Origin of the sequence: Enterococcus sp. AZ163 (assembly GCF_050498925.1) — a bacterium.
GTDB classification, from domain to species: domain Bacteria; phylum Bacillota; class Bacilli; order Lactobacillales; family Enterococcaceae; genus Enterococcus_A; species Enterococcus_A ferrettii.
Genome location: NZ_JBIPAO010000002.1, coordinates 561,453 through 588,106, shown reverse-complemented (window position 1 = coordinate 588,106; position 26,654 = coordinate 561,453). Strand labels below are relative to the sequence as shown.

28 protein-coding genes are annotated in these 26,654 nt (G+C 40.7%); 20 read left to right on the top strand and 8 right to left on the bottom strand.

The window, feature by feature from the left end; all coding sequences use genetic code 11:
- Positions 1 to 6: 6 nt before the first annotated feature.
- From IGI46_RS21220 to IGI46_RS21200, 5 genes are all read left to right on the top strand, one after another.
- On the top strand, positions 7 to 525 hold the full coding sequence (locus tag IGI46_RS21220; RefSeq protein ID WP_429974209.1) for a potassium-transporting ATPase subunit C: 519 nt from the start codon (positions 7 to 9) through the stop codon (positions 523 to 525).
- A gap of 20 nt (positions 526 to 545) precedes the next feature.
- Entirely contained in the window at positions 546 to 3,155 is a 2,610-nt protein-coding gene (locus tag IGI46_RS21215; RefSeq protein ID WP_429965856.1) for a DUF4118 domain-containing protein, read from the top strand.
- A complete protein-coding gene (locus IGI46_RS21210; protein WP_429965857.1) occupies positions 3,130 to 3,819 on the top strand; it encodes a response regulator transcription factor in 690 nt (229 codons plus the stop codon). The genes IGI46_RS21215 and IGI46_RS21210 overlap by 26 nt, the downstream gene beginning before the upstream one ends.
- 97 nt (positions 3,820 to 3,916) lie before the next feature.
- The gene (locus tag IGI46_RS21205) at positions 3,917 to 4,360 is read left to right on the top strand and encodes a DUF3788 family protein (RefSeq protein ID WP_429965858.1); all 444 of its coding nucleotides are present in this window, start codon (positions 3,917 to 3,919) and stop codon (positions 4,358 to 4,360) included.
- Between the two features lie 277 nt (positions 4,361 to 4,637).
- Positions 4,638 to 5,651, top strand: coding sequence for a tyrosine-type recombinase/integrase (locus tag IGI46_RS21200; protein ID WP_429965859.1), 1,014 nt, complete (start codon positions 4,638 to 4,640; stop codon positions 5,649 to 5,651).
- A gap of 81 nt (positions 5,652 to 5,732) precedes the next feature.
- On the opposite strand, the gene IGI46_RS21195 is transcribed toward IGI46_RS21200, so the two are convergent.
- Entirely contained in the window at positions 5,733 to 6,485 is a 753-nt protein-coding gene (locus IGI46_RS21195; protein WP_429965860.1) for a GNAT family N-acetyltransferase, read from the bottom strand.
- Positions 6,486 to 6,755: 270 nt separating this feature from the next.
- Positions 6,756 to 7,013, bottom strand: coding sequence for a YtxH domain-containing protein (locus IGI46_RS21190; RefSeq protein WP_207701830.1), 258 nt, complete (start codon positions 7,011 to 7,013; stop codon positions 6,756 to 6,758).
- Between the two features lie 215 nt (positions 7,014 to 7,228).
- Here IGI46_RS21190 and IGI46_RS21185 point away from each other — a divergent pair, with 215 nt between their 5' ends.
- The 5 genes from IGI46_RS21185 to IGI46_RS21165 all read left to right on the top strand — a co-directional run bounded on the left by IGI46_RS21185 (position 7,229) and on the right by IGI46_RS21165 (position 10,222).
- Positions 7,229 to 7,681 (top strand): LytTR family DNA-binding domain-containing protein, encoded by a 453-nt coding sequence (locus IGI46_RS21185; RefSeq protein WP_429965861.1) that lies wholly within the window; start codon positions 7,229 to 7,231, stop codon positions 7,679 to 7,681.
- Between the two features lie 11 nt (positions 7,682 to 7,692).
- Positions 7,693 to 8,064: a DUF3021 domain-containing protein gene (locus IGI46_RS21180; protein ID WP_429965862.1), complete on the top strand. Its 372-nt coding sequence runs from the start codon at positions 7,693 to 7,695 to the stop codon at positions 8,062 to 8,064.
- Positions 8,065 to 8,233: 169 nt separating this feature from the next.
- The gene (locus tag IGI46_RS21175) at positions 8,234 to 9,025 is read left to right on the top strand and encodes an FxLYD domain-containing protein (RefSeq protein ID WP_429965864.1); all 792 of its coding nucleotides are present in this window, start codon (positions 8,234 to 8,236) and stop codon (positions 9,023 to 9,025) included.
- Between the two features lie 196 nt (positions 9,026 to 9,221).
- Complete coding sequence (locus tag IGI46_RS21170) at positions 9,222 to 9,458, top strand: HIRAN domain-containing protein (protein WP_429965865.1); 237 nt, start codon at positions 9,222 to 9,224, stop codon at positions 9,456 to 9,458.
- Between the two features lie 20 nt (positions 9,459 to 9,478).
- Positions 9,479 to 10,222, top strand: coding sequence for an HAD family hydrolase (locus IGI46_RS21165; protein WP_429966090.1), 744 nt, complete (start codon positions 9,479 to 9,481; stop codon positions 10,220 to 10,222).
- 266 nt (positions 10,223 to 10,488) lie between these two features.
- On the opposite strand, the gene IGI46_RS21160 is transcribed toward IGI46_RS21165, so the two are convergent.
- Complete coding sequence (locus IGI46_RS21160; RefSeq protein WP_429965866.1) at positions 10,489 to 11,514, bottom strand: LacI family DNA-binding transcriptional regulator; 1,026 nt, start codon at positions 11,512 to 11,514, stop codon at positions 10,489 to 10,491.
- Between the two features lie 253 nt (positions 11,515 to 11,767).
- On the opposite strand from IGI46_RS21160, the gene IGI46_RS21155 reads away from it, so the two are divergent.
- From IGI46_RS21155 to IGI46_RS21110, 10 genes are all read left to right on the top strand, one after another.
- Positions 11,768 to 13,174 carry an L-fucose/L-arabinose isomerase family protein gene (locus IGI46_RS21155; RefSeq protein ID WP_429965867.1) on the top strand — a complete coding sequence of 469 codons (1,407 nt, stop codon included), beginning with the start codon at positions 11,768 to 11,770 and terminating at the stop codon, positions 13,172 to 13,174.
- Positions 13,175 to 13,176: 2 nt separating this feature from the next.
- Positions 13,177 to 14,007 carry a transketolase gene (locus IGI46_RS21150; RefSeq protein ID WP_429965868.1) on the top strand — a complete coding sequence of 277 codons (831 nt, stop codon included), beginning with the start codon at positions 13,177 to 13,179 and terminating at the stop codon, positions 14,005 to 14,007.
- A complete protein-coding gene (locus IGI46_RS21145; protein ID WP_429965869.1) occupies positions 14,000 to 14,935 on the top strand; it encodes a transketolase family protein in 936 nt (311 codons plus the stop codon). The genes IGI46_RS21150 and IGI46_RS21145 overlap by 8 nt, the downstream gene beginning before the upstream one ends.
- 1 nt (position 14,936) lies before the next feature.
- The gene (locus IGI46_RS21140) at positions 14,937 to 16,373 is read left to right on the top strand and encodes an FGGY-family carbohydrate kinase (RefSeq protein WP_429974208.1); all 1,437 of its coding nucleotides are present in this window, start codon (positions 14,937 to 14,939) and stop codon (positions 16,371 to 16,373) included.
- A gap of 39 nt (positions 16,374 to 16,412) precedes the next feature.
- Complete coding sequence (locus IGI46_RS21135) at positions 16,413 to 17,891, top strand: DUF1593 domain-containing protein (RefSeq protein ID WP_429974207.1); 1,479 nt, start codon at positions 16,413 to 16,415, stop codon at positions 17,889 to 17,891.
- A gap of 6 nt (positions 17,892 to 17,897) precedes the next feature.
- Positions 17,898 to 19,082 (top strand): MFS transporter, encoded by a 1,185-nt coding sequence (locus IGI46_RS21130; RefSeq protein WP_429965872.1) that lies wholly within the window; start codon positions 17,898 to 17,900, stop codon positions 19,080 to 19,082.
- A 28-nt stretch (positions 19,083 to 19,110) separates the two neighbouring features.
- Positions 19,111 to 20,013, top strand: a complete 903-nt coding sequence (locus IGI46_RS21125; RefSeq protein ID WP_429965873.1) for an ROK family protein — start codon at positions 19,111 to 19,113, stop codon at positions 20,011 to 20,013.
- A 24-nt stretch (positions 20,014 to 20,037) separates the two neighbouring features.
- On the top strand, positions 20,038 to 21,477 hold the full coding sequence (locus IGI46_RS21120) for a glycoside hydrolase family 1 protein (RefSeq protein WP_429974206.1): 1,440 nt from the start codon (positions 20,038 to 20,040) through the stop codon (positions 21,475 to 21,477).
- Between the two features lie 439 nt (positions 21,478 to 21,916).
- Positions 21,917 to 22,177 carry an AbrB/MazE/SpoVT family DNA-binding domain-containing protein gene (locus tag IGI46_RS21115; protein WP_429974205.1) on the top strand — a complete coding sequence of 87 codons (261 nt, stop codon included), beginning with the start codon at positions 21,917 to 21,919 and terminating at the stop codon, positions 22,175 to 22,177.
- Positions 22,177 to 22,521, top strand: a complete 345-nt coding sequence (locus IGI46_RS21110) for a type II toxin-antitoxin system PemK/MazF family toxin (protein WP_429974204.1) — start codon at positions 22,177 to 22,179, stop codon at positions 22,519 to 22,521. Before IGI46_RS21115 ends, IGI46_RS21110 begins: the two co-directional genes overlap by 1 nt.
- Positions 22,522 to 22,583: 62 nt before the next feature.
- Here IGI46_RS21110 and IGI46_RS21105 read toward each other — a convergent pair whose 3' ends face one another.
- The 5 genes from IGI46_RS21105 to IGI46_RS21085 form a co-directional block, all read right to left on the bottom strand.
- The gene (locus IGI46_RS21105) at positions 22,584 to 23,789 is read right to left on the bottom strand and encodes a PLP-dependent aminotransferase family protein (protein ID WP_429974203.1); all 1,206 of its coding nucleotides are present in this window, start codon (positions 23,787 to 23,789) and stop codon (positions 22,584 to 22,586) included.
- Positions 23,790 to 24,175: 386 nt separating this feature from the next.
- Positions 24,176 to 24,517: a DUF2568 domain-containing protein gene (locus tag IGI46_RS21100; protein WP_429965878.1), complete on the bottom strand. Its 342-nt coding sequence runs from the start codon at positions 24,515 to 24,517 to the stop codon at positions 24,176 to 24,178.
- Positions 24,518 to 24,525: 8 nt separating this feature from the next.
- Positions 24,526 to 25,284: a nucleoside/nucleotide kinase family protein gene (locus IGI46_RS21095; RefSeq protein WP_429974202.1), complete on the bottom strand. Its 759-nt coding sequence runs from the start codon at positions 25,282 to 25,284 to the stop codon at positions 24,526 to 24,528.
- A 13-nt stretch (positions 25,285 to 25,297) separates the two neighbouring features.
- On the bottom strand, positions 25,298 to 25,852 hold the full coding sequence (locus IGI46_RS21090; RefSeq protein ID WP_429965880.1) for a TetR/AcrR family transcriptional regulator: 555 nt from the start codon (positions 25,850 to 25,852) through the stop codon (positions 25,298 to 25,300).
- Positions 25,836 to 26,546, bottom strand: a complete 711-nt coding sequence (locus IGI46_RS21085) for an MBL fold metallo-hydrolase (protein WP_429965881.1) — start codon at positions 26,544 to 26,546, stop codon at positions 25,836 to 25,838. Before IGI46_RS21085 ends, IGI46_RS21090 begins: the two co-directional genes overlap by 17 nt.
- Positions 26,547 to 26,654 lie beyond the last annotated feature (108 nt).

Sequence of the window (26,654 nt, the reverse complement as noted above, 5' to 3'; positions counted from 1 at the left end):
AAGGAAATGAAGAAACTTGGTGCAAGCCTGCGATTTTTATTATTCAGTCTGCTGATTTTTGGAGGACTGTATACTTTACTAGTTACTGGAGTTGGGCAATTGCTGTTTCCTAACCAAGCTAATGGAAGTGTTCTGGAGAAGAATGGGAAAATTGTCGGTTCGGAATTAATTGCTCAAACCTTTGAAGGGGCTGGCTATTTTACAGGTCGAAGTCCAGAGGTCAGTCAGCTTTCGCCAGTTTCTGAAAAGCAAAAAGAACTGCTGGCGGCTCGGACAAATGAAGCACAGAAAGCTAATTCTGCTGTTGATGTACCCAATGATTTAGTGACTGCTTCCGGCAGCGGTGTGGACCCTCACATTAGTTTTGAGGCGGCTGAATTTCAAATTCCCCGTATTGCCAGTGAGCGAAAACTAAGTGAAGCGGCAATTCATGATATAATCGAGAAAAACAGCCAAAAAGATTGGTTTTCTGATCGGAAATTCGTCAATGTTCTTGCCTTGAATTTGGCCTTGGACGATCAGTAGGGAAAGGAGCACCGGCCCAAATGGCGGTCACTAAAATTTCAGAAACACAGAAGCCCTTTTCTCATCGAGGAAAACTGCGGGTCTTCTTCGGCTTTGCGGCTGGCGTGGGTAAAACGTATGCAATGCTGGCGGAAGCTCATGAGCTGTTAGCGCTAGGTAAAGATGTGGTGGTTGGGTATGTTGAACCGCATGATCGACCAGAAACAAATCAACTTTTGGATGGCTTGCCGCAGGTTCCGTTAAAAGCGGTGACTTATAAGCAGCTGACTTTATATGAGCCAGACATTGACCGAATCATTGAACGCCAGCCGGATCTAGTCGTTATTGATGAATTGGCTCACAGCAACGCTGCAGGCTCGCGAAATCGCAAACGATATCAGGACATAGATGAGCTGCTGAATGCTGGTATCAGTGTCATGACTACAGTGAATGTTCAGCATATCGAAAGCCTAAATGATATTGTAGAAGAGGTAACCGGGATCGAGGTTAAAGAAACGGTTTCGGATACCTTTTTCCAACAAGCCTCGTTGAAGGTGATTGATGTCGAGCCGGATGAGCTGATTGAACGGCTGGAGCAGGGGAAAATTTATTCCAACGAAAACGCCAAACGTGCTTTGCAAAATTTCTTCATACCGCAAAAGCTGGAGCAGTTAAGAGGATTAGCGATTCAACGGGCTTCTGATCATATTAATCGAGTAGGTGGTAAAAACACCGGCGTACAAGTAAAGCTTTTAACGATTATTCATGAAACTATGCCGAAAATGGCTGAAAAGTGTATCCGCTGGTCTTCTCGTTTGGCTCAGGGCTTAGGTGCTGAATGGGTGGTGATCCAGATACGCTCCTCAGACACGACGTCAACCGGAGTTCCTTTAGCAGAAAAGCTGGGTGCCCAAGTGATTAGCATTGAAGAAGATGACAGCTTCGAAACGATTGTTGAGTACGCCAAGATGATTGGTGTAACGGATATCATAATGGGTAAAAACTTAAGCCGCCGTTGGTATCACTCGCTTTTTTCAGAGGAATTTGAAGATCGGCTGCTGCGCCGCTTGAGTGCTACTGAGGTTCATTTGATTCCCTATAAGGAAACTCAAACCTCGATTTTTGCCTATCCTAAGAAAGTGATTGAGGGAGGCGCCAAAGATTTTGGGATTGCTTTAAGCGGAGTCTTGGCCGCAACAGTAGTCACCGAGCTGATGCAGTATTTGCATGTAGGGGATCAAAACTTGATGCTGCTCTATATTTTCTTTGTTTTACTGGTTGCTCGACTGACTTCCGGATACTTTTGGAGTGCTCTTTCTTCTATTTTAAGTGTGCTTTCTTTCAACTGGTTTTTCGTGGAGCCGCTATACTCATTAACAGTGTACAAGCAGGGGTATCCGATTACCTTGGTAATTATGCTGATTGTGGCCTTAATGATAAGCAATTTGATGGTTCGATTAAAAGCTCAAGCGGTTCGCTCTAAGGAAAAAGAGCACCAGATGGAAATTTTATATGAATTAAATAAGCAGTATGTGTTGGCTGAAAATTCTCAGCAAATCTTTGAGATTACGACGACTTATTTATCTCGTCTGCTCAATCGTGAGGTTATTTTTTATAATCCATCAGGTGAGAAGAAAAGTGTCAGTGTCCCGGACAACAAAAGTTCAAAATTAGGTGGTGCAGAAGAAGCCGCTGTGGCTTTCTGGTCTGCGAAAAATCAGAAGGAGGCGGGCAATGGAACCGATACTTTAGTGGGTTCAAAAGGCTTCTATTTACCCATCCTTTCTGGTGGACAAAGTTTAGGGGTGCTGGGGATTCAACGTAACCGCAATCAAGTTTTAGAAAATAGTCAGCTCAACTATCTACGGTTAGTCCTAACCCAAATTGCCGTGGTTTTGGAGCAAGCTAATTTAAAGAGTGAAAAAGAAAAGATTGAAATCGAGAATGAACGGGAAAAAGTTCGCAGCAATCTGTTGCGGGCCGTTTCCCATGATTTACGAACACCGCTAACCGCGATTTCTGGTTTGGCAGAAACCATGGAGAAGAATCCTGAAATCAAGATAGAAACGCGGGAAAAACTATTAGCCGATATCCAAGAAGAATCCCAATGGTTGATTCGAATGGTGGAGAATCTATTGTCGATTACCCGAATTAATATGGATACTATGAAGGTAGATAAAACGGAGGAATCCCTCGAGGAAATCGTGGAGGCGGTCTACAAGCATATTAAAAAAGTTTATCCGCAGCGGGAGATTCAGGTCACGCTGCCAGAAGAATTTATTTTGTTGAGGGTTGATCCGATTTTGATCGAGCAAGCGCTGTTTAATCTAATTGAGAATGCTCTGCGTCATGGGAATGGTGAGACACCTGTTCAGCTGACTGCCTATCAGCAGGATCAACGGACGACATTTGAAATCGAAAATGCCGGAGAAATTCCGCTAGCTCAATTTCAACGAATCCAAAATAATCTGACAAGTGACCAGGAAGTTCCAGTAGATTCCAAAAATGGTCTAGGAATTGGCTTAAGTATTGTAAAAACCATCGTTCATGCGCATGGAGGACAATTAGAAATTGAAACAAAACCAGGACGAACCATTTTTCGTCTCGTGTTAAGGAGGGAAGTCAATGGTCAGAAAGCTGCTGTTAATTGAGGATGATCCCAACATTACCGACTTTATGGAGGTGGTGCTGGAAAAGGAGCGCTACCAGCTGGTAATCGCAGGTAACGGGATGGAAGCGTTAATGCTGCTGCAGGAGGAGAGCTTTGATTTGCTGCTGCTAGATTTGGGATTGCCAGACATTGACGGTGTTGAGCTGTTGAAAATTATCCGTAAACGGATGGAACTGCCAATCATTATTATTTCAGCTCGTAATAGCGAAATCGACAAGGTGAAGGCGTTGGATTTGGGAGCGGATGACTATGTGACGAAGCCTTTTAGCACCAATGAATTGTTAGCCCGTATCCGAACTGCTTTGCGTCATACCAGTCGCCCCTTGTTAGATTCCCAGGTTATTGAAAACAAGGAACTAAAAATTGATTTTGAACGGCAGCTTTTTTATAAAGCGAGTAAAGAAATTCATCTGACTAAAAATGAGTTTCGCATTCTGACGGTTCTTTTTCAAAACTTAGGTAAAGTGGTCACTTACGACACATTGATGACTACAGTGTGGGGACCTTATGCTGGCGATGCGCAAACCTTACGAGTAAATATGTCTAATCTTCGAAAAAAAATTGAGGAGAATACGTTGGAGCCGGAATATTTGATTACTGAAATAGGGGTAGGCTACCGACTAAGGGATTACCGCATGGAATAACTTACGATAAGAGAGCTGGCATATTATTCTGATTGCCAGCTCTTTTTACTTTATAATATAAGAAAGCGGTTTATTCTTTTGTGAGGAGAGGGATACGATGGAAGAAACAAAACATTTGTCGGATAAGAAAAAAAGGCCGACTGAGGAACAAATTCAAATGTTTATCGGTAAATTAGCTCTTCATCAGCTGGAGCAATTCGAAGACGCACTGCAAAAACGTTATGATTTGCAGCGGGAATTACGTTTTCCTTTTGGAAGGCAGGAGGGCTGGGGCTATCGTTATGCCCACAAGAAGTCGTTGCTCTGTTACCTTTTTTTTGAAGAGGGTGGGATTGCCTGCACGTTATCCATTAATGACAAAGGTGCATCTAAGGTTGAAGCAATTCTTGCTCAACTGCAGCCGCAGATGCAAAGGCTCTGGAAGGAGCGCTATCCCTGTGGCGAGCAAGGGGGATGGCTGCATCCGAAAATTAGAACAGAGCAAGATTTGACTGACATTCTCTCCTTGATTGCAATCAAGGTTTCACCTAAGAAAAGCTGAGGATAAATCAGCTTTTTTTCTTTGAATAAAATAATTGATTGTTTTAAGTAAAATGTCTAGCAATTTTTGTTAAAAAGAATTTTATAAAAATGCGCAACAAAAAAACTAATTTTCTGTTGGTAAAATCTTGAATTTAAGCTTTAAAAACTTCTGAAAAAGATTATAATATATATAGTTCTACTTTTTTTGTGTGAAAACTTGTATGTTTTTTTGAGAAGTAGAGCTATTTATAGGGATTTTTTTGTTAAAGTGTCATAAAAAAAGGGGGAAGTTGTTTATGGTAGGAAGTGCAAGAGCCTATTTAAGAAAGGATCAGCGCCTAGGGAATTACCACGCTAATCAAAGAGAAAATCAGATACAAGAAGCGGGTGAAAACCTGATAAAGGAAGACAGGGCTGCAATCGAAACGACGGATGATTGTCATATAACGTATCGTAACTGGTGCAAACGGGTAGCATCGGAGCAGTTTATGCCATTTTGTTTATCATTTAGGAGTTATCAATATAAATTGGAAAAGTATCTCTATCCAGCAATTGGTGAGGTCCCTCTACAAATGCTGGATCGCTTCATGCTAGTTAATTTAATGATGGATTGGAAGCAAAAAGAAGTAGATGCTTACACCATTGAAGAATTGAAGTCTTTACTCAGCAAGACCTTAGATTATGCTGTTCAGCTAGACATTCTTTCAGAGAATCCTTATGAACAGATCGTGAAAAAAAGGACCAGAGTAAGAATCGAAGCGCTCTCCTTGTCGGAACAAGCGGACTTAGATCAATTCATTGAAAGAAAAAACAGTCTGCCAGGACAAGCTGCAATTATCGCCTTATATATGGGATTACGAGCTGAAGAGATCGCTGCATTGAAATGGGAGGATATCGATTGCGAGCAAAATCTTTTATATGTTAAGGCAGGTGCAGCAGAAGATAGGAGATCAACCGGTGCGCAACGGATTATTCCCATACCGGATAAAATTGTTCCACTTTTTTTGCGTCTGAAAGAATCTGCGGAAACAAGTCACTACGTTTTTTCACAATTCAATCAATCAAGGCAGCCGCAATGGCTTACTGAATATTTTCATGGGAATGAAGAGAAAGTTAAGTTGGCCCCCATTCATTTTCGCCGACTGCGTTATACTTTTGCTAAGTGCTTGTTGGAAGAGATCGGCGATCTTACGGTCGTTAGTGCTTTAATGGGAGAGCCGGAAACGTCGATAAAAGTAGACAATGATCTCCGTGAAGTAGTTCAACAACCAGTAGTCATTCAAACAGTTGATCAACCAATCCGAGCATAAGTAAAATACTTTTGATACGATAATAAGAGAACGCTTGCTAAAGATCCCCTTAGGCTTTTTACCTAAGAGGATCGTCCTTTTTTAGGAATGTTTGGCTAAAAACTTTTTCAGCTGGCCTTCATTCATCATATGAATCGTCTGGAAATCACCCTTATAATAGATGGCCCAGTTGTTAAACATGCCGGGCAGATTTTTGGCTGTTTCTAGACTATCGACTGCAATGGTATTCAATGGAATCTCGTTAGCAGTACAATAGTTTTCAACTTCTTTTAAACCATTAGGGATGAAAGGACATTGCAGACCATAAAAAATAGTCAGCTCCTGATCATCAATCTGCTGCTTTCGAGCATTTTCGGCAAATTGCGGCAGAGTGTTATCAAAGGAAAGAGCCAGCAGTTCATAATCTCCCACTAGCGTATCCACAACCTCAAACCCGTGAAAGGTCAGAAATTTCTTATCACTAAGAAAGGGACTCTTCTTTTTCGAGCTGACAACACAAACGCCTGATTTGTCCTGTGCTTTCGCATCAGCGATACAATAGTCCAGCAAGGCTTTCCCATGACCGTGTCCCTTGAATTTCCCTGAAACCCATAAGCAATAAATATACAAATAGTTTTCTCCCACTACTGGGACCCAAGCCGTTTCCAGAGGTGAATACTCAATAAAGACTTTGCCGTTTTCGTTAAGCTTGCGAAAGATGTGTCCCTCTTGAATTCGATCGTTCAGCCAAGCCTTTTTAGTATCCACACCGGCTTGATGCTTCATGCCGGCAATCGCACAGCAAAGATGTTCTTGGGCGATATTCTCTTGGGTTAAATTAACATATGGGCTCATGAACTCACCATCCATTTTTCTCTTATTTTATCACAGTTGCTAAGAAGATAGTCTAGAAAAAATAAGGCAGCTCAAGAGCGGATAAATTGTTATACATTCAATTGCAAAAATTTATACAGCTTTTTTCTAAGGTAAAAGTGAGAATTCGCCTTAAAAATCAAAAGAAACGAATCCCTACCTTTAGAAATAGGTAAGGTTCCGTTTCTTTGTTTCTGAAATGCTAAACGAATTGTTGTATTGAATGAAGCCTATTTCCGACGATTGATCGTTTTAATTTAGCGCTTCTTTTAGTTGGATTTTACTGGTGGCTGTAGCATCTTTCACTTCTTCTTTAACTGATTTAACCGTATCGACCACTTCTGATTTAACGTCTTGCTGCTCTTCCTTCAGCTCCTGTTTTAAAGCGACCATTTCCTTTTTTGCTTCGGCCTTCCAAATCGGTTGAAAAACATAACGATTAACTGCGACTAGACCTAAAGAAGCAACGACCAAGACTAAAATTGTTTTATCCAATAGATTTTTTTTCATAAAAAAACCTCCTCTTTTTTCATTTATTTATCCGAATGTTTTCTACTTCTCTATCATAGGAGAGATGGAGCCGGAAGACGTCAACCTTAAGTCCTATTTTTGACTCGGAAAAAAGGCTTGATTCACCACTTATACCGAAATATAACCGCTTGTGCTAAAAGGCATTTTTCGCAGCAAGTTTTTTGGTAAACTATGAATGTAGAGAGGTGATGGAAGTGGAACTATTCAAGGTTCATTTGTTGGTTTCAGAAAAATATCAGGATTCAGAGGTAGAAGTCAAAACCTATGATCTTGAATTTGGTAAGAAAATGATCGAGCATGTGAATGAGTTTTCTGGTAAACCAGCAGTACTCTCCTTAAAAACAATTGATGGGTATCAGTTGATTCGGCAGGATGAGATTATTTATGTGGAAGTATTTGGCAAGGAAGTAAATATTCACTTAAATGGGGAGCAAGTGGTTGTGCGGCAAGCCTTAACTAGCCTGGAGAAACTGCTGGACAGCAAGAAATTTGTGCGGGTAGCTAAATCAACCATCATAAACCTAAACAAGCTGCAGCGGTTGGAGGTAGCCTTTTCCGGTAATTATTATGGTTTTTTACAAGACGACTGTCAGGTCGTAATCTCCAGACGCTATTTCCAACAATTAAAAAATAAACTAACCCTTTAGGAGGAAGCAACATGAAAATACTTAAATCAGCAATAATCGGCTTGATGACAGGCAGTTTAATTTTGATGGTTTCGGGACTATTTTTTGTCGATGCCAAGGTTCGAGGGATGGTGATTGGCTGCTTACTAATGACAACGCTGATTGGCGCATTATCGCGAGTGTATGACAGTAATCTCCCGCTGCTTCCTGCTGCGGCAATTCATTTATTTGGCAGTTATGTTCTATTTTTTAGTACAGCTTACTTAGTGGACTTGTTTCCATTCAAATTAGGACCGATAATTTCTGGCAGCTTCATTTTTGCCGCAATTTTCTTTTCTATCTGGACCGTTTATTACTTTGTAGAAAAAAAGAAGATCGAAAAGATGAATGAACAGTTAAAATAGCGAATTGGGACCTTGGAATTTTTCCAGGGCCTTTTTTAATTTTACGGATTTTTTCTTAAAAGGTTTGATATAATTAATTGAAACGAGGGTTCTTTTACGGTTCGATTATAATCGATAGAAAGAAATATCAAGAAAGCAGTTAAGTAGTTAAATAGATTGGAGAGCAAAAATGAAAAAAATGGTGTTTGTTGCAACATGTCTGCTTTTCACCACGTTCCTGTCAGCCTGCGGAGGTAATGACACTGGAAAAACAACAGAGTCAACAGGTCCTATTTACGTGGATCAGGATTTTTTGGATTCTTTAGGTAAAGGACTTGAAGAACGATGGAGCTATGCGGAAGATAATGATGATGGGGAAAAAGAAGGACTGCAAAAGGCGACAAATTATGAATTGACTATCCTTGATCGCTATACAAGCGGACAATTTAAGGATACAAAGCTTCAAGAAAAAGCAATTGCTTACATCAATGAACTGAAAAATGGACTTGAAGTGACAGAAACGTTTGGGTCTGACTCTTTTTATCAGAAGTGGGAGAAGCATTATTCTACTCGTACGAAAATGCTGGTGGATTTTTCAGAGAACTATACGATTCCTATTTCTAAAAAGTATGAGGCTACCCTAAAAGAATTAACAGCCCATGGCACAGAAGTTGCTCAAAAAGAAAAGATTGAGGAAGAGATTCAAACGTTGCTTCAAAATGCTGGATTTGCAGAGGAGGGTGTGGATAGCGGAATCATCTATCGCAACTATACTGCAACGGTTGAAAACACTACGGGTGTCAATGTGAGCAGTCTGACTGCCACAGTTAATCTATTGGACAGTGAAGGTGTAGTCATAGATACTACCTATTTGAGTGCCAACAACTGGCGCCCGGGTCAAAAATATAAATTTGAATTTATGACAGATAAGGAATTTCAAAGTATCGATGTTGCTATTTCTTATTACCAGACGGAAGACTAAAGCAAAAAATTACTACTCTTTGACTAAAAAAAGGGTAGTAATTTTTTTGTAGTGAGAGTCAGTAGTTTAGAAATGACATAGCAACTTTGTATAACTATTGGTAAAATAAAAGGAAAGAACCGGGAGCATTATTATCAATCAAAAGGAGCACACCTTTGAAAGAAGTCGAGACCGGGTAGATTTCCACTTAGCGGTCATGGAAGAATCAACCTTAGACAAACCGGATAATCCTCATGATCCTAATGCAGTGGCAGTTTTCTTTGAAGACCACAAATTAGGTTATGTTCCCAGTGGTAAAAATGATCTGCTGAACCAAATGCTTTATTTTGGTTCTGAGGATATTTTTGAAGCGAGAATTCAATATGCAAATATGGAAAGTCACCCAGAACGGCAGTTTCGAGTAGTTGTTAAGCTGAAGGATGGTCGTAAGTAAAAGGAGGAAACTAGTTGTTAATGAATTCAAATTATAAAGTAGCTTTTTTTGATGTGGATGGAACGTTGGCTGATAATGAACTGCCTAGGGAGCTGGGGATTTATGGACGAATTCCTGAGTCAGCTAAACGAGCTTTAAGCAAATTGAAGGAGGAAGGGATTGAACCGGTGATTGCTTCTGGACGTAATTACGAGAAGATCGCTGATTTTGCAGAACTGCTTGGGGTAGACAGTGTCATTTCTTCCAACGGAACTTATGTTACTTTTCAAGGGGAGCCGGTGGCTAATCATTATCTGTCCATTGAGTTAGTAAAGGAAATGGTGGAGCAGTTTCAGGCGAAGCAAACAGACTTCTTATTGGAAACACCTGAAGAAATTCTAGAATATTCTGCTGACGAACTATTGCCAGAAAATATTCTGCAATTTTTATGTCATTGCCCTAAAGAAGACTTGCCATCGCTAGATACAGAGAAGCTAATTGCTGAGAAGGTGGCCCCAACCGCCTTGAATATCCACTATAAGCATGTCTCGAAGGCGAGTGGAGTCGAAGAAATTTTGCAAAAAATGGGGATCAGCTCCGATCAGGCTTTGGCATTTGGAGATGAAGAAAATGATTTTGCCATGTTTGAAAAGGTAGGCTTTCCGATTGCGATGGGAAATGGCAATGATGAACTGAAAGCTAAGGCCAGCTATGTAACAGATACGGTTAAAAACCATGGTATTTGGAAGGCTTGCCTTGAGCTTGAATTGTTTGAAGAAGAATAAAAGCAAACACAGCATCGGCAAAACTGTACTGTAAATTCTTTTTTTTTGAAAAGCTGAAAGGTTTCTTGTGAAGTTATCGGCAAGATTAAATAAGCAAGTACGTTCTTAGTAGAAGTAAGTTGATGCAATCTGTTAATGCGATAGGAAATGAAAGACAAACAAGCTGATGAAACTTAAAATAGGGCATTCGACCAATGTTTGTTCTTATGGCTGCTGAACTGAAAAGGGCGCTTCATTCTGTTTAAAATCAGAATGAGGCGCTCTTTTTACATTCGGGAAAGCTTTTTGACTGAATTTCGTTGGATCAGTTCGGTGTTTAGCAGAATTTGCTTTTTCACTTTTGAGGCAGTCAGGCCATTTTCAATCATCGTGATGGCTTCCATAGCAATTTCCTTGATGGGAACGTGGATGGTGGTCAGCTCGGGTGTCGTCACACGACATTCAGGAATGTCATCAAATCCAACAATCGACAGATCCTCAGGTACTGAATAGCCTAGCGAATTCAACGTTTTCAGCACACTGATGGCAATGTAATCATCCTCGCAGAAAACAGCAGTCAGGTCAGCTATGAAAGCGTCGAATTTCTCCAAATTTTTATCAATCAGCTGCAGGTTCATGGCCGGTAGATAAAATTTAGGCAAACTTTCCGGATTGATGTCATAAAATTTTAGGGCATCCTTGAAGCCACGCCGTCGATCGTAAAAGTTATTGATTCGCGGCAGGCCTTTAATGTATCCAATACGCTCGTGTCCCATCTCCACTAGATGTCTAGTGGCAGCGTACACCCCCTGGTAATTGTTCATCGTAATGGTGTTGCAGTTTAAATTGTTGCATTGAGTATCCAAGATCACTAAATTTTCAAAGCGTTGATTGACAGGAGCTATATGAGCTGCTGTTAAATTCGTACCCAACAGAATGATGCCGTCGCTGAGATCATGAGACTCCAGCTCAGTTAATTTCTCTAATAAGTGATGCTTTGGCAAATTGTTTGTCGTCAAGACATGGTGATTTCGACTAGCCTCGGTAGCAATGTAGGAAAGCAGCTCCTTAAAAAAAGGCAATTGATCGTATTCTTCAGTAATGACATCTTTATTGGTACAGGCCACCAAACGAATCGACAGCTTGTCTTCCTCCACCTTCGTATGCTTTCGCATCGGGACATAATTATACTGTTGGGCAATTTTTAAAATGAATTCTCTCGTCTCTTCACTGACTCCGGGCTTACCGTTTAGGGCTAAGGAGGCGGCAGATTTTGAAACGTTTGCTAAACGTGCGACATCTTCTAATTTCATTTTCTTTTCTCCTATATAAATGAACTTAACTAAACAAAAGAGATTTAGTTTAGTCGGTGGTTAGGGCTATCTTTCTATTTTTAACTCATATTGATTAATTTGTCTACTTGTTTTACAAGAAAACGCCTTCTCTTTTCTTAGTTTACTAAACTAAGAAATAGAATTAGTTTTTTTTACTTGTTTTACCTTGTTGCGGTTGAGGACAGATGATAATCTACTGAAAAGAAAGCGTTTAAGAAAGTGAGGAGCTCCAATGGATCAAGTAAAAATTGGTTTTGCACCAACAAGAAGAAATTTATTTAGTGCGGATGCCGCAATTGACTATGCAAACTTAACTCGAGAAAAAATGAAAGAACTATCAGTAGATTATGTAGATATTTTAGATATGAATCAGGATGGGCTTTTATATGATGACGAGGGGGTTGAAAAAATTGTTGCTAAGTTTAAGGAAGCTGAGGTTGACGGATTATTTTTAGCCAATGTTAATTTTGGAACCGAATACGCCTGTGCTCGTTTAGCCAAAAAGTTAGATATCCCAGTTTTGTTATGGGGACCGAAGGACGAAACACCAGCAGAGGACGGCTCACGGCTGCGGGATACTCAATGCGGCTTGTTCGCGATTGGGAAAGTATTGCGGCGCTTCAAAGTTCCGTTTACTTATATGAAGAACTGTGACCTTGATGCGCCAGAATTTGAACGAGGCCTTCAGGACTTTATTAAAGTCTGTAATGTGGTGAAAACTTTTAAAGCTACCCGTATTTTACAAGTTGGACCGCGTCCTTTTGATTTTTGGACTGTAATTTGTAATGAAGGGGAATTATTGGAACGTTACAACATTTCTCTTTCACCTGTGCCAATTCAAGAGGTGGTTCAGGAAATCAACCGAATCAAAGCTGATGAATATGAAAAGGTACAGAAAACTATTGATTACTTTAAGCAACAGACGGAAGTACAAATTACGGAAGCTGAATTGGAAATGGTAGCAGCCTTGAAGGTCGCATTACAAAGCTTATGTGAACGTTATGGCTGCAATTCAGGAGTTATTCAGTGCTGGACCGCTTTGCAGGATGAAATCGGAATTTTGCCTTATGCTTCTTTGTCATTGTTACAGGAAGAAGGGATTCCATTCGTTTGCGAGACCGATGTGCACGGAGCCATATCAGAATTATTAGTCGAGGCTGCTTCCTTAGGAGAACATCGCGCAATTTTTGCAGATGTGAATTGCCGCCATCCAGAAAATGAGAACGGTGAGCTGCTGCAGCATTTAGGTGTATTCGCTTATTCCACTGCTGAAACCAAGCCAATTTTGCCGCCCAAGCATTTTGTTTTCGATTATCCTGGTTCGGTTGCCTTCCGAGCTATCAAGGATGAGTACACCCTTTGCCGGTTTGATGGCGACAATGGAGAATATTCGTTGTTAATGGGAACTGGTAAAGGGATTGACGGTCCTTACAATCAAGGAACGTATCTTTATTTAGAATTTGAAAATTTGAACCGCCTGGAATTCAAGTTAGTTTATGGACCCTACATTCATCATGTTGCTGCCGTTCGCAAGAATGTTGTACCGATCTTATATGAGGCATGTAAATATATAGGGGTTCAACCGGATTTTTATGACCCAATTGAAGAAGCTGTTCAAGCATATCTTAGAGGAGAGTAAATATGGAAAGTTTAAACTTGCAACAAAAAGCCTTAAGCATTCGCAAAGATGTCATGCAATTAGTTTACGATGCTAAAACGGGCCACACTGGTTCGGATTTATCTTGTACTGATCTGTTAGTAGCTCTCTACTATGAAGTGATGGCGATTGATCCAGCCAATCCTAATCAAACCGATCGTGATCAATACATTCAAAGTAAAGGACATGCAGCGGAAGTCTTGTGGGCCGTTTTAGCCGATCGAGGATTTATTGATCAAACTGAACTGGCCAGCTTTTCACAATTTGGCTCACGTTTAATCGGTCATCCTAATAATAAAGTAGCCGGAGTAGAAATGAACACCGGGTCACTAGGCCATGGCTTGCCAGTTTCAGTAGGAATTGCTTTGGCGGGAAAATTGGATCATAAAACATACCACACCTATACTTTGATGGGAGACGGCGAGTTAGCGGAGGGTTCCGTTTGGGAAGGGGCAATGGCCGCAGCTCACTACAAACTGGATAATTTAACAGCAATCATTGACCGTAACAACCTGCAAATTACTGGCGCGTCTGAAAATGTGATGGGGTTAGAACCATTGAATCAGAAATGGCAAGCTTTCGGCTGGGACGTTCATGAAATTGACGGCAATAATATGGCAGAAATCGTTGCTACCCTAAAGCAACCCAATCAACCAGGAAAACCGAAATTGGTGATTGCTCATACAGTCAAGGGGAAAGGCGTATCCTTTGCTGAAAATCAGGCAGCTTGGCATCATAAAGTTCCAACTGATCAGGAACTATCTAGTGCCTTGGAACAGTTAACAAAAGAGATGGAGGAATTAACTCATGACTAAGCAAAGCATAGCTAATCGGCAGGTAATGTGTGAGGTATTAATAAAGGAAGCCAAGGCGAATGGGGATATTTTAGTTTTGACCAGTGACTCTCGTGGCTCAGCCTCCCTAGCCGATTTTGCTAAGCAGCTGCCAGAGCAATTAATCGAAGTGGGCATTGCGGAACAAAATTTAGTTAGTATCTCAGCCGGGTTGGCTCATATGGGAAAACGGCCCTTTGCCGCTTCACCGGCTTGCTTCTTAAGTATGCGCAGTATTGAACAAATTAAAGTCGATGTTGCCTATTCTAATAAAAACGTCAAACTGATAGGTATCAGTGGCGGTGTCAGCTATGGTGCTTTAGGAATGAGTCATCATTCCCTACAGGATTTCGCTGTTACACGAGCGATTCCCAATCTGCAGGTGCTAGTGCCAGCAGATCGGCTTGAAACCAAGAAAATGTTTCAAGCCTTGGCTGCTTCCAACACTCCGGCTTATGTTCGTTTAGGCCGAAACCCGGTAGAGGATTGTTATAAAGAAGATTATGAGTTTGAAATCGGCAAAGCAGTCACTATGCAAGAAGGAAAGGATATAACCTTAATTGCAACTGGTGAAACGGTTCGTCAGGCGATGGATGCCGCGGAGCTGTTGATGGAGCAAAACATTTCTGCCAAAGTAGTAAACATTCATTCTCTGAAGCCGTTCGATAGTGAGGCAGTAAAGGCGGCAGCTCTTGCAACTAAACGTGTGATTTCAGTTGAGGAACACAGTATCTATGGTGGTTTAGGTGCAGCGGTGGCTGAGGCTTTATCGGAAGAAACGGGAATTCGACATAAAATTATTGGTTTTCCTGATGAAGCTTTATTAACTGGTACCAGTGAGGAGCTTTTCAAGCATTATGGCTTGGATGGTGCTTCCTTAGCTAAACAGGCTGCTGAGATGGTGAAATAAAATGAAGAACTATCGCTTAGTCATTGACCAAAGCACCTCTGGAACCAAGCTGCTGCTGTTTGAAAACGGTCAGCTTGCCAAGCGGTATGATAAAGCCCATCGGCAAATTTTTCCTCAGTCCGGTTGGGTGGAGCATGACCCATTGGAAATCTGGCACAATGTAGAATTATTGTTAAATCAAGCATTGGAAGAAAATCAGCTGCAGGCTAAGCAAGTCGCCTCCTTGTCCATTACCAATCAACGAGAAACCATCGTGGCTTGGGATCGAATAACTGGCAAACCGCTCTATAATGCGATCGTCTGGCAATGCAACCGCAGCCTGGCGATTTGTGAAGAACTAATTAACGAAGGGAAAAGTGATTTTGTTCAAGCCAAGACTGGTTTGACCATTGACTCTTACTTTTCTGGCACTAAGGTGAAATGGCTCTATGACGAAGTGCCCGCAATTGCTAAAAAATCAAGCAGCGGGGAATTGGCTATTGGAACTATTGACAGCTGGTTAGTATGGAATCTGACCCAGCAGCACGCTTTTGTCACAGAACCAAGCAATGCTTGCCGCACATTGTTGTACAATATTCATACCCATACTTGGGATAATGAATTGTTGGCACTATGCGGAGGAGCTGCAACAGATCTCCCTGCAATTAAGGATTCTTCTGAGATTGTTGGCCATTATCGAGGAATTCCTATTCAAGGGATTATGGCTGATTCACAGGCGGCATTGTACGGTCAAGGCTGCTTAAAGTCTGGTGAAGTGAAAGTAACCTTAGGAACAGGCTGCTCGATTATGATGCAGGTGGAAGAAAATGATAGCTATCAGGATCAACGGATTTTGACGACAATTGCGCAAAGGCAAGGAACTAAAACGCATTATGCCTTGGAAGGAATTATTCGTTCCTGTGCTGACTCGATTCGCTGGTTCGATGAGCAGGTAGCTAGTATGGCCGACAGCAGTACACTCTGCAACCAAGTCTTGACAGAAGAACGTCAAGCAGATGTGTATTTCTTACCGGGGTTGCAGGGATTAGGGGCCCCATTTTGGAATAATGAAGCAACGGGAGCTTTTATAGGTTTGAAACGGACTACTTCTAAGCTGGATATGCTAGGGGCGATTTTAGATAGTATTATTTTTCAGGTTAAAGCAGTGATCGATGTGCTGGAATTGGTTTCTGGTCATAAGATTTCAGTCATTAAGATTGATGGAGGAGTTACTCGAAACAGTGCGCTAGTTCAACAGTTAGCCAACTTACTGCAAAAAGAAATTATTGTGAACGATATTGAGGAATTGTCTGCACTAGGTGCGATGTTGTTAACTGGAGAAGTGCCAGAACAGCCCAATTTGGCTGGTCAGCAAGTAGTGCCGCAGGCCAGTGAAGACTTAAATGACAAATATCTACAATGGTACAAGTTAGTGAATGTAGTTTCAGCTCTGACTTAGGAAGTAGTTGAAAACAGATACGAAAAGGAGGAAATATTAATGGAAGCTTTAGAGGCAAAAGCCCGTACGATTATAACGACTGATGGTGAAGTAGATGATATGAATTCATTTCTGCGTTACCTGTTATACAGCAATGAAATTGACACGGAAGGGATTGTTTTAACTAGCTCGGTTTACCATTATGCTGGGGACCTAGAAAAAGGGATTGAACCTTTTCGCTGGACTGGTGAAAGCTGGATAAATGATTTTATTGATCAATATGAAAAGGTATACAGCAATCTGTGTATTCATGCCGAAGGTTATCAGGCACCTGATCGCCTGCGTGAAATATATCATATTGGCAATATCAGCTATAAAGGTGAGATGGAAAAAGAAACAGCAGGGTCGCAATTTATTGAAAACTATTTGTTAAAAGATCAGGATCCGCGCCTGTTGTATATTCAAACGTGGGGCGGGACTAACACTACAGCACGGGCATTAAAATCTCTGGAGGAAAAATACAGCAGGACCTCTGAATGGGCAGCACTCAAGCAAAGAATTGAAGAAAAGGTTGTTTTGTACATCATTTTGGATCAGGACGAAACCTACAGTGATTATATTGCGGAAAATTGGAAAATCAAAGTGATAAATGACCGTTTCAGCTTCTGGCATTTTGCGTATCTATGGAAAAAGGTCAACAGGAACCTGACCACTCGGCTATCTAGCGACTGGAACTATGATTTGAAAAACAAATATGGACCATTATTGGAAAAATATGCCTTGATGGGCGACGGGAATATCCTGGAAGGAGAGCTGCCGGAGGAGCAGCGAGGATCGGACAGCTACTTGGCTAACAATAGTGAATATCAAAGGTATGAGTTTATTTCTGAAGGGGATTCTCCCTCTTTCTTCTATCTATTAAACAATGGATTACGCAATGATGAAGATCCATCTTATGGTGGCTGGGGCGGACGTTTCAGTGAGAAAAATCCTTATCTTTTTACCAATGATGCGTTGGATTATAATCCTTATACGCAGCAATTTGAATCGGAATATACCTTGACTCGCTGGTTGGATGATATTCAAGATGACTTTAAGGCTCGGGCACAATGGTGCGTAGCCAAACGTTTTGAAGATGCTGCCCATTATCCGATCGTTCGTTTGGAAGGTTCTTTGAATCGTCAGGTAGAACCCGGCGAAAAAGTTAGGATCACTTGTGAAGCCCAAGATCCGAATCAGCGTTCGCTGTATTACCACTGGTGGTTTTATCAAGAAGCGTCCAGCTATACCCCGATGGATAGGCTAAAGCCCAGTTATGAAGATATTGAAGGCTTCGTGATTGGTCAGTCGGCTGAATCAGTTATACAATGTCATCCGATGATTAAGCTGGAGGGTGCCAATACGCCTCAGGTCACCTGCTATGTACCAGAAGATATTAAACCAGGCCAAACGCTGCATTTAATTCTGGAGGTAACCAATGATGGAGAACATAGTCTGAAGACCTATCGTCGAATTATTTTAACAGCAAAGGAAGGATAAAAGATAATGAATACGAAAATTTCACAAAAAATGTTTAAAATTGCTCTGCTTTCAATCTCTTTACTGCTTACCTCAACCGGCTCTATTGCCATTACCGTTTCGAAAATGCAGGAGACCTTTGCTGATCGCGGAGCTACTGCGGTGGAAGCTTTAGTTACTGCTTCAAATATCACAGTCATGATCTTTGTCCTGTTAAGTGCTTTTCTTGTTCGAGCGTTAGGAACCAAGAAAACCGTTTTGCTGGGATTGTTCTTAGCAGGGGTGGCAGGGGTAGTACCGATGTTTTCAACCAACTACACAATCGTTTATATTTCCCGTTTAGTATTAGGTGCTGGACTGGGAATGTTTAACTCACTGGCAGTCAGCTTGATTAATGAATTTTATGCGGGTGATGAACGAAATAAAATGTTGGGTTACCAAAGTGCAGTGCAAAGTATTGGGCAAACCATTACAACCTTCATTGCTGGAATCTTAGTTACCTACGATTGGCACTATGCATACGGAATCTATTTCTTAGCGATTGTTTCGTTCTTGTTGTTTTCTATTTACGTGCCGGATGTTGAAAATGATGATGCTGCAGAAACAAATGAGGCAGATAAACAAACAGTAAATCGTTTCGTGATTTTGTCTAGTATTGCTTTGTTCTTTTCCTTTGGATTTTTGATGGCGATTTTCTTGAAGGCCAGTACTTTAGTTCAAGAAGCAAATTTCTCTAATCCAGCTTTTCTAGGCACTGCCTTATCCTTATTCACACTGGTTGGTTTCTTGGGTAACTTCTTATATGGACACATTGTGAAGGTAACAAAACATCTAACGTTAGTCTTTAGTTATGCTATTATGGGAATAGGATTTCTAATTGTTTCATTTGCACCAAATATGGCGATTTTCACAGTTGGATTGTTAATCAGCGGATTAGGCAGCTCAGCCTTCTTACCCTACTCGTTTGGTACCATTATGGAAAAGGCACCGAAGAATTCAGCAAATTTAGCCGTTTCGATTGCTATGGTTGGAACCAATCTAGGGTCATGGATTTCACCCTATCTGCTATCCTTTGTAGGCAGTGTGTTTAACAATACTACCGCCCAATTTTCACTGCTATTTTCTGGAGGCAGCTTTCTAGCCTTTGCTGTATTGTATTTATTAATCAGTGGTACTTTCAAGAAGGAAAATCCGGCAGCTAAAACGGCGTAAAAACTTTAAGGATGGAGGGAATGCCTCAGTGGATTATTTAAGTATTGATGTAGGGGGGACCTACATCAAATATAGTTTAGTCAATCGAGCGGGCAATCTTTTGACCGTCAAAAAAATTGAAACACCGGCAACATTGGAACAGTTTCTGGCCGATCTGTTTCAGTTGATTGGTGATGTACGAGAGCAAATCAAGGGTATCGGTATCAGTTTGCCTGGGAAGATCGATATCAAAAATGGTGTCATCTATCACGGCGGTTCCTTGGAGTACATGCATGAAGTTGGTTTGAAAGCGCTTGTTGAGGAGGAGTTTGGTATTCCCTGTGCTCTTTCAAATGATGGAAAAGCCGCAGCTCTAGCTGAATTATGGTTAGGCAATTTGAATGAAATTGAGAATGGTGCGGCAGTAGTTTTAGGGACCGGGATCGGCGGTGGGTTGATTCTTAATGGGGAACTCTTTCAGGGCAGCCATTTCCAAGCGGGTGAGTTGAGTTTTTTGATTAATTATCAGCAGCTAGAAGATCCAGAAAATTTAGTTGGTTGGCATTCTTCTGCAGTACGATTTGTTACTGAAGCTTGCAAGCTGCTAGGATTGGAAAATTTAAATGACGGTCAAGCAGTCTTTGAAGCACTGGAGCAAGGTCAAAATGACGAGTTACAAAAAATGTTTACAGATTACTGTCAAATTATTGCGCGAATCCTACTCAATCTGCAAGCTACTTTAGATATATCTCGGGTAGTGATTGGCGGCGGCATTAGTGCTCAGAATCGTCTGATTAAAGAAATCAATCAACAATACCAGCTTGCTCGTGACAATCAGCCATTGTTGAAAAGCAGTTTTGAACCATTAGAAATCCTGCCTTGTCATTTTCGCAGTGAGGCCAATTTATTAGGGGCAATCTACCAATTATTTCTACAATTGGATAACGCCTAAGAAAGCTAGAAAGAGGATGAATCAATGACAACATTTCCCAAAAATTTCTTATGGGGCGGCGCAACAGCTGCCAATCAATTAGAAGGGGCGTACGATCGCGAAGGCAAAGGATTATCTGTTGCTGATGCAATGCCTGGCGGTAAAATTCGTATGCAGGTGTTAAGCAGTGAAGAATTTGACTGGACTTTAGACTCTGAAAAATATACGTATCCCAATCATCGTGGTATTGACCATTATGATCGTTATCAGGAAGACATTGCCTTATTTGCAGAAATGGGTTTTAAATGCTACCGTTTCTCAATTGCCTGGACGCGTATTTTTCCGAAGGGCGACGAGACGACACCAAATGAAGCAGGACTTAAGTTCTATGACAACTTGATTGATGAATGCTTGAAATACAATATTGAGCCAGTAGTAACAATTTCTCACTACGAAATGCCTTTACATTTAGCAAAGGAATACGGCGGCTGGAAAAATCGTCAGCTAATCGATTTTTACGAATGTTTTGCAAAAGTAGTGTTGGAAAGATATCAAGCGAAAGTGAAATACTGGATGACCTTCAATGAAATCAATTCAGCGTTTCATTTTCCAGCATTAAGCCAGGGGATGGTAAAAAGTACAGGTGGCGGAGAGTTTAAAAATATTGTTCAGGCTTGGCACAATCAATTTGTGGCCAGCAGCAAAGCAGTGAAAATCGGTCATGAATTAAATCCTGATTTACAAATTGGCTGCATGATTATTTATGCAACTACCTATAGTATTGATGCAAATCCTGCGAATCAATTAGCGACCATGGTTCAAAATCAAGAGTTCAACTTCTTCTGTACCGATGTTCAAGTACGGGGAGAATATCCTGCCTACACGAAACGTATGTTAGGGGAAAGAGGAATTGCTTGGGAAGACATTGAAATCACCAATGAAGATTTGGCGTTGCTGAAAGAACACACCGTTGATTATATCGGCTTTAGTTATTACATGTCTTCAGCTATCAATGAAACCAATCCTGACAGTGAAGAAGTTGGCGGCAATCTATTAGGAGGTGTTCGCAATCCATTCCTAGAAGCCAGTGAATGGGGTTGGCAAATTGACCCTGAAGGCCTGCGCATTGCCTTAAATGAATTGTATAACCGCTATCAAAAACCACTATTTATCGTAGAGAATGGCCTGGGCGCCATTGACCAAGTTACATCAGAAGGAACGATTGAAGACGATTATCGAATTGACTATCTACGTCGTCACATCGAAGCGATGGGCGAGGCAATTGCTGACGGAGTCGACTTGATGGGCTACACACCATGGGGATGTATTGACTTAGTCAGTGCATCGACAGGTGAAATGAGCAAACGTTACGGATTCATCTACGTTGATTTAGATGACGAAGGCAAGGGAACCTTGGATCGTTCGAAGAAGAAATCTTTTGATTGGTATAAAGAAGTAATTTCGACGAATGGAGAGAAATTGTAGAAGTTAGCTTGATAAAAAGGTGATCACATTTGTCGATAGACAGATTGGGTCACCTTTTTTTGAGGAAGTTTTTTAGGCAGGGAATTCTTAGCTATTGATTAGGTGAAGCATTTTTTGCTGTACCAATAAATCATCCTTACCTTAAGTTCTGCGACCTTTTATTAATGATAGGTTTCTATTTGAGAGAGAGTGCAAAATGATTTTGCTCTGTAGGTATCTGATTAAAAAAAATTAGATGCGCTGCGTTTTCGTATAGTTTTTATAAAAAAAGTAAAATGTTCAAGATTAGGGGAAGGATGGTTGTTGTATAAAATGGAAGTAAGTAGTTACATCTGTGATCTTGTCCGTTGCTTTTCATCCTAACTTTTTAGGGGTCATTTAATCTAATTGACATATCGTTTATACAAGTATATACTTTTGGTGTGAAGGAGGTTTTCTTATGATCATTAAAGACATAGAACTGAAAAAATGGGGGAACTCACAGGGGATAAGGATAGGTAAAGAAGAACTAGCTGAAATTGGTGAATTTGATACAAATGTAACCTTCAAAATGGTCGCTGGTGATGGCAAAATCACACTGATTCCGAAAAAAGAGTATCCAACAACTTTGGATGAACTTTTTGCGGATTATGATAGTACTCCTTTGGGTAGAGAAGATAAGTATGATTGGGATGATTCTCAAGGACGGGAGATACTTTAATGATGGCTGTTGATAAGCATTTTTCGGAATTACGGCAAGGGGATATTATTTTTTTGAATTTTAATCCAACCAAAGGCCATGAGCAAAAGGGATATAGACCGTGCATAGTATTGACAAAGCCTCTCCGTTACCTTAACTATATGTTTGGAGTTGCTCCAATAACGACTAAAGCCAAGCAATTTCCTTTGCATGTTTCTCTTACTCCAGAAATGCATGTACAAGGTGAGGTACTTCTAGAACAACATCGAATGCTGGATTTAGAGACAAGAAGCTTCAAGTTTGTTGAAAGAGCGCCAATAGATTTAGTAACAGAATGTACAATAAAGTTAAAGCTGATGTACTGAACTGTCAACGAGAAAAAAAGCCGTCAGAAATTATCCGACGGCTTTTTTACGGCTGTTGTTGTTTAAGTATAACCAATTGTAGACTGCGCCAATACTTCATCAATTGCTTCAGCTAAACGTTTCATTCCAATATCAATTTGTTCAGCTGGCATATTGGAATAATTTAGACGGAAGGTCCCAGGTACAATCTCATCACAATAGAAGGGTTCACCTGGTACAAAGGCGACGTTGTTTTGAATACAGCGATCAAAAAGCTCTTGGGTATCAGTAATACCGGGAACTTCAATCCAAATGAACATCCCTCCCTCAGGTTGACTATAGGTCACCGTTTCAGGAAAATACTTTTTAATCGCAGCCATCATCAGATCTTTGCGTTCTTTATACAGGGCAGTAATTTTTGAAACATGCTGGTCAATGTCATTGTTTTCAAAGAAAGCCGCTAAAATATACTGCGCCAAATTATCTGAATGTAAATCAACTGACTGCTTCATAATGGTAAATTTATTGATTAACTCAAGTGGTGCAACCACCCATCCCAAACGCAGGCCGGGAGCTAGTATTTTAGAAAAAGTACTCGTATAAATTACGTGGCCTGTTTTATCAAAGGAACGAATTGCCGGTAAAGGGGTTCCTTCAAAGCGCACAGCGCCATAAGGATTATCCTCCAAAACTAACACGTCATAGTCAACTGCCAATTGCGCCAGCTTTTTTCGGCGTTCTAAAGAAAGTGTTCGTCCAGTCGGATTTTGAAAAGTTGGAATAGTGTAAATCATTTTAGTATTTGGATTCGCTTTTAGAGCTTCCTCCAGCATATCCAGCTTCATCCCGTTTTCATCCATTTCCACACTTACTAAGTTCGCTTCATAGGATTTGAAAACATCTAAGGCACATAGATAAGTTGGTTGTTCTACGATAACAGTGTCGCCTTCGTTAATAAACATTTTACTGGTTAAATCCAGCACTTGTTGGGAGCCGGTGGAAATCATAATTTGTTCTTCATCAACTGTGATGCCGTCTTGTTTTAACCGTTCAACGACAATCTTTCGAAGTTCCGGTATTCCTTTTGAGCTGCCGTATTGCAGAGCAGTCATCCCTTTTTCTTGAAAGACCTGATTGGCTGCTGCCTGAATCTTCTCTACTGGAAACAGCTCTGGAGCAGGTAAACCGCCAGCAAAAGATATAATTTCCGGATTTGCAGCTACCCGCAAAAGATCGCCTACAGCATCAGTGTCACTCGTTGGTACTTTTGTTGAATAATGGTAATTCATCCATCCATCTCCCGTCGAAAATTAAATAAACATTACAAATTCAAGTATATTACATTGGAAGAATATAATGTACTGTTTTTTTGCTGCGAGCATTTCTTTTCCACTTCTTTGTTAGTATTTATTATGATGGGGTTGGATTGGGATAGGTGCGGATTTTGAATTTACCTCAAAATGAAGAGAGGGTTTTAGCATATATCTCCTGTCTTTTCGTGAAATCGGCGAAGATATTCGTGAGGAATCGCATCCTGAAAGCAGGATTATTCTCACATAGCAGCCGACTTTATCAACTGACTCCGGTTATTTGATTTGTAGCTGCTTGTAAAAACAAATGACGGGAGATCAAAAAGAAACACTGAATTGAGACATGATACTCAATCCTGTATTTTTTAGTTTCCCTGCAGTTCTAATAAATACATCATCATTAAGTCACTTACAACAAAGAAGGCATAAATCAAACCTAATCGAATTCCAAAAATTCGCCAGATTCCGAAGATTCCAATACTATAGACAATTATTTCTAAGATCAGTTTATAAATGCCAGTTAAGTGGGTGGCCGATTTTGGAGCTCCATACTTTGCCCAGACGAGGGTTATGCCGGAAGCCAATAAACAGAAGAGCACCTTTTCTGACAAAGGTTTTTGAATAAAGACTCCACTAGCCAGTCCTATCACAGTACCAATTTCCAAGATAAAACGAATGCTTAAAGTTAACCCTGCTAGTAACGTCATTTTTCTGTCTAAACCTCACGTTCTTTTTCAAATTTTACTGGGTGAAAAACCCCCTTTTCTACATAAAGGATGGTTTCAGCCGAGCGATCATTTGCTAAAGCAATTTCGACATTTCTTTTATCACTTCGTTCATAGAAAATACGTGCTTTCTCGTAAGATAGGCCACCTTGCATTTTCCGTTCAATTAAACGTTCTTCCAAGACAGCAGCATAGGCATATAAAAATACCCGATCAGCACAATATTCATGAAGTTGGTTCCAAGGTGCTTCGTCCAATAATAAATAATTACCCTCCAGCAAAATAATTTTCTCAGTAAGCTGTACCTGATCTTGGATAACATCGTGAAGCTTACGGCTATAGATGGGCCACTTATTGTCTTCCCAGCGAGCCTCAGTAAGTTTTTTCAACAGCAGTGGTACGTTAAAGGTTGACGGATGTCCTTTGTAATCTTTCATCGGAACGACTTGTCCGTCTATATCTGTTTCATGGCTGTTTAGGTAAGCTTGTTCATAATGGAAGCCATCTAATCCAAGTGTTTGAATCGGTGTGTAATCGGAACAATTCCTCGATAACTGCTCTAAGAAAAGTGCTAGGGTGGTTTTACCGCAGCCGGGAGGAGCAGCGAGAAAAATAAAAATCCGCTGTTTCTGGGTTCTTTGCAACTCGGTCCATTTCTTCAATAGTGGGTGAAAAATGGCGGCTATATTTTCTTCATCAAAGTCTGCATCAATTATTAAGTCATTGACAGTCAGTTGATAGGTTTTCAAATTTTCTCCCCCTTTATTCCTGTGGCAGTTTCGAAAGGATAATCCTTAATCCATAAATAAAGCTTTCCTCAATATTTTCCTGCAATTGGAAAGATTCTTTTCCGGTTAATGAAGAAAATCCATGAAGATAACTGCGCATCAGTCGGATAAAATGAATTTGTTCCGCTTTCGGCAGATCAAAGCCGTCTAAGATTTTTTGCAGCAGGTTCACCACTTGATTAGAGATTTGCTCAGCTTCTGTATTTTCCCAATAAATTTGTTTTTGAATGAGTTCATATTGACCAGGATGAGCAACTGCAAACTTTCTATAAGCCTGTGACATCGCAAAAAGGGCTTCTTTTTTTTCTACACCAACGCCGGCCAGTATCAGAGCTTGATAAAAATTTTCCAGACTGAAATAAGCAGCCTGTGCTAACAGGTCTTCTCGATTTTTTATATGGTTGTAGAGAGAGGGCGGTTTGATTTGCAGATTTCCGGCCACCTCCTTAAGACTAACGCCCTCCACCCCTTGTTCATCTAAAATTTTTATGGTCACATCAACTATCTCTTGTTTAGTAATCTTTTTCATCCTGCAATTTCCTTTCAGCTGTGCGAATTGCTTGGGTCATTTCGGCAACTGGATGTTCAAGCATCGTACCATGTCCGACTGCTAACAGCTTAGGCTGTAATTCCACCAATACTTTGGCACTCGCTAATGCAGTCCTAGCATCCCAAGTACCAAAAGCTGGGAAAGGGAAAAGGGGGCGAACGATACCAGCCACAGCTATACCGCCACATAGTTGGAGCGCGTCTCCTGCAATCAGCACGCCTTCGTTGTCGAGAAAAGCAACAGAACCAGGTGTATGACCAGGACAGGCAACGATCCTCAAACCTTCAATTTCTTGCTCTGGTTGAAACATAAAATCAATTGGAATCGGTTCTTTAGGTAATCCACCTTTGACTTTTTTATTCGCCTCATCTTTTAGAAGACTAAAATCACCTTCTAGCAATTTATTATCTCGGACAGAAATTCCGACTTTGACAGTGGGGAATACTTTTTTGAATTTAGCCACACCATTTACATGATCACCATGAGCATGAGTAAGGAGCAAAACCGTCACCTTTTTTTCTGTTTTCAGCTCTAGCTTGCGAACCTCTTCAATAAACAGTTTATTTCCCATGTCAATTACGACTAAACTTGTTGCTGTCTCATAGACAAAGCAATTGACTGGAAAGATTGCAGGTGTCAGTTGATACAAGTTTTTCTTTTTGATAACCTTCATGTAATTCCTCCGAAACTAATATAGATAGTTTTAAACTAATTTGATTAGTTAGAATTATACAGTACCTAGATTAAATGTCAAACAGAGGTAAAAACCTTTTTTAAAGTT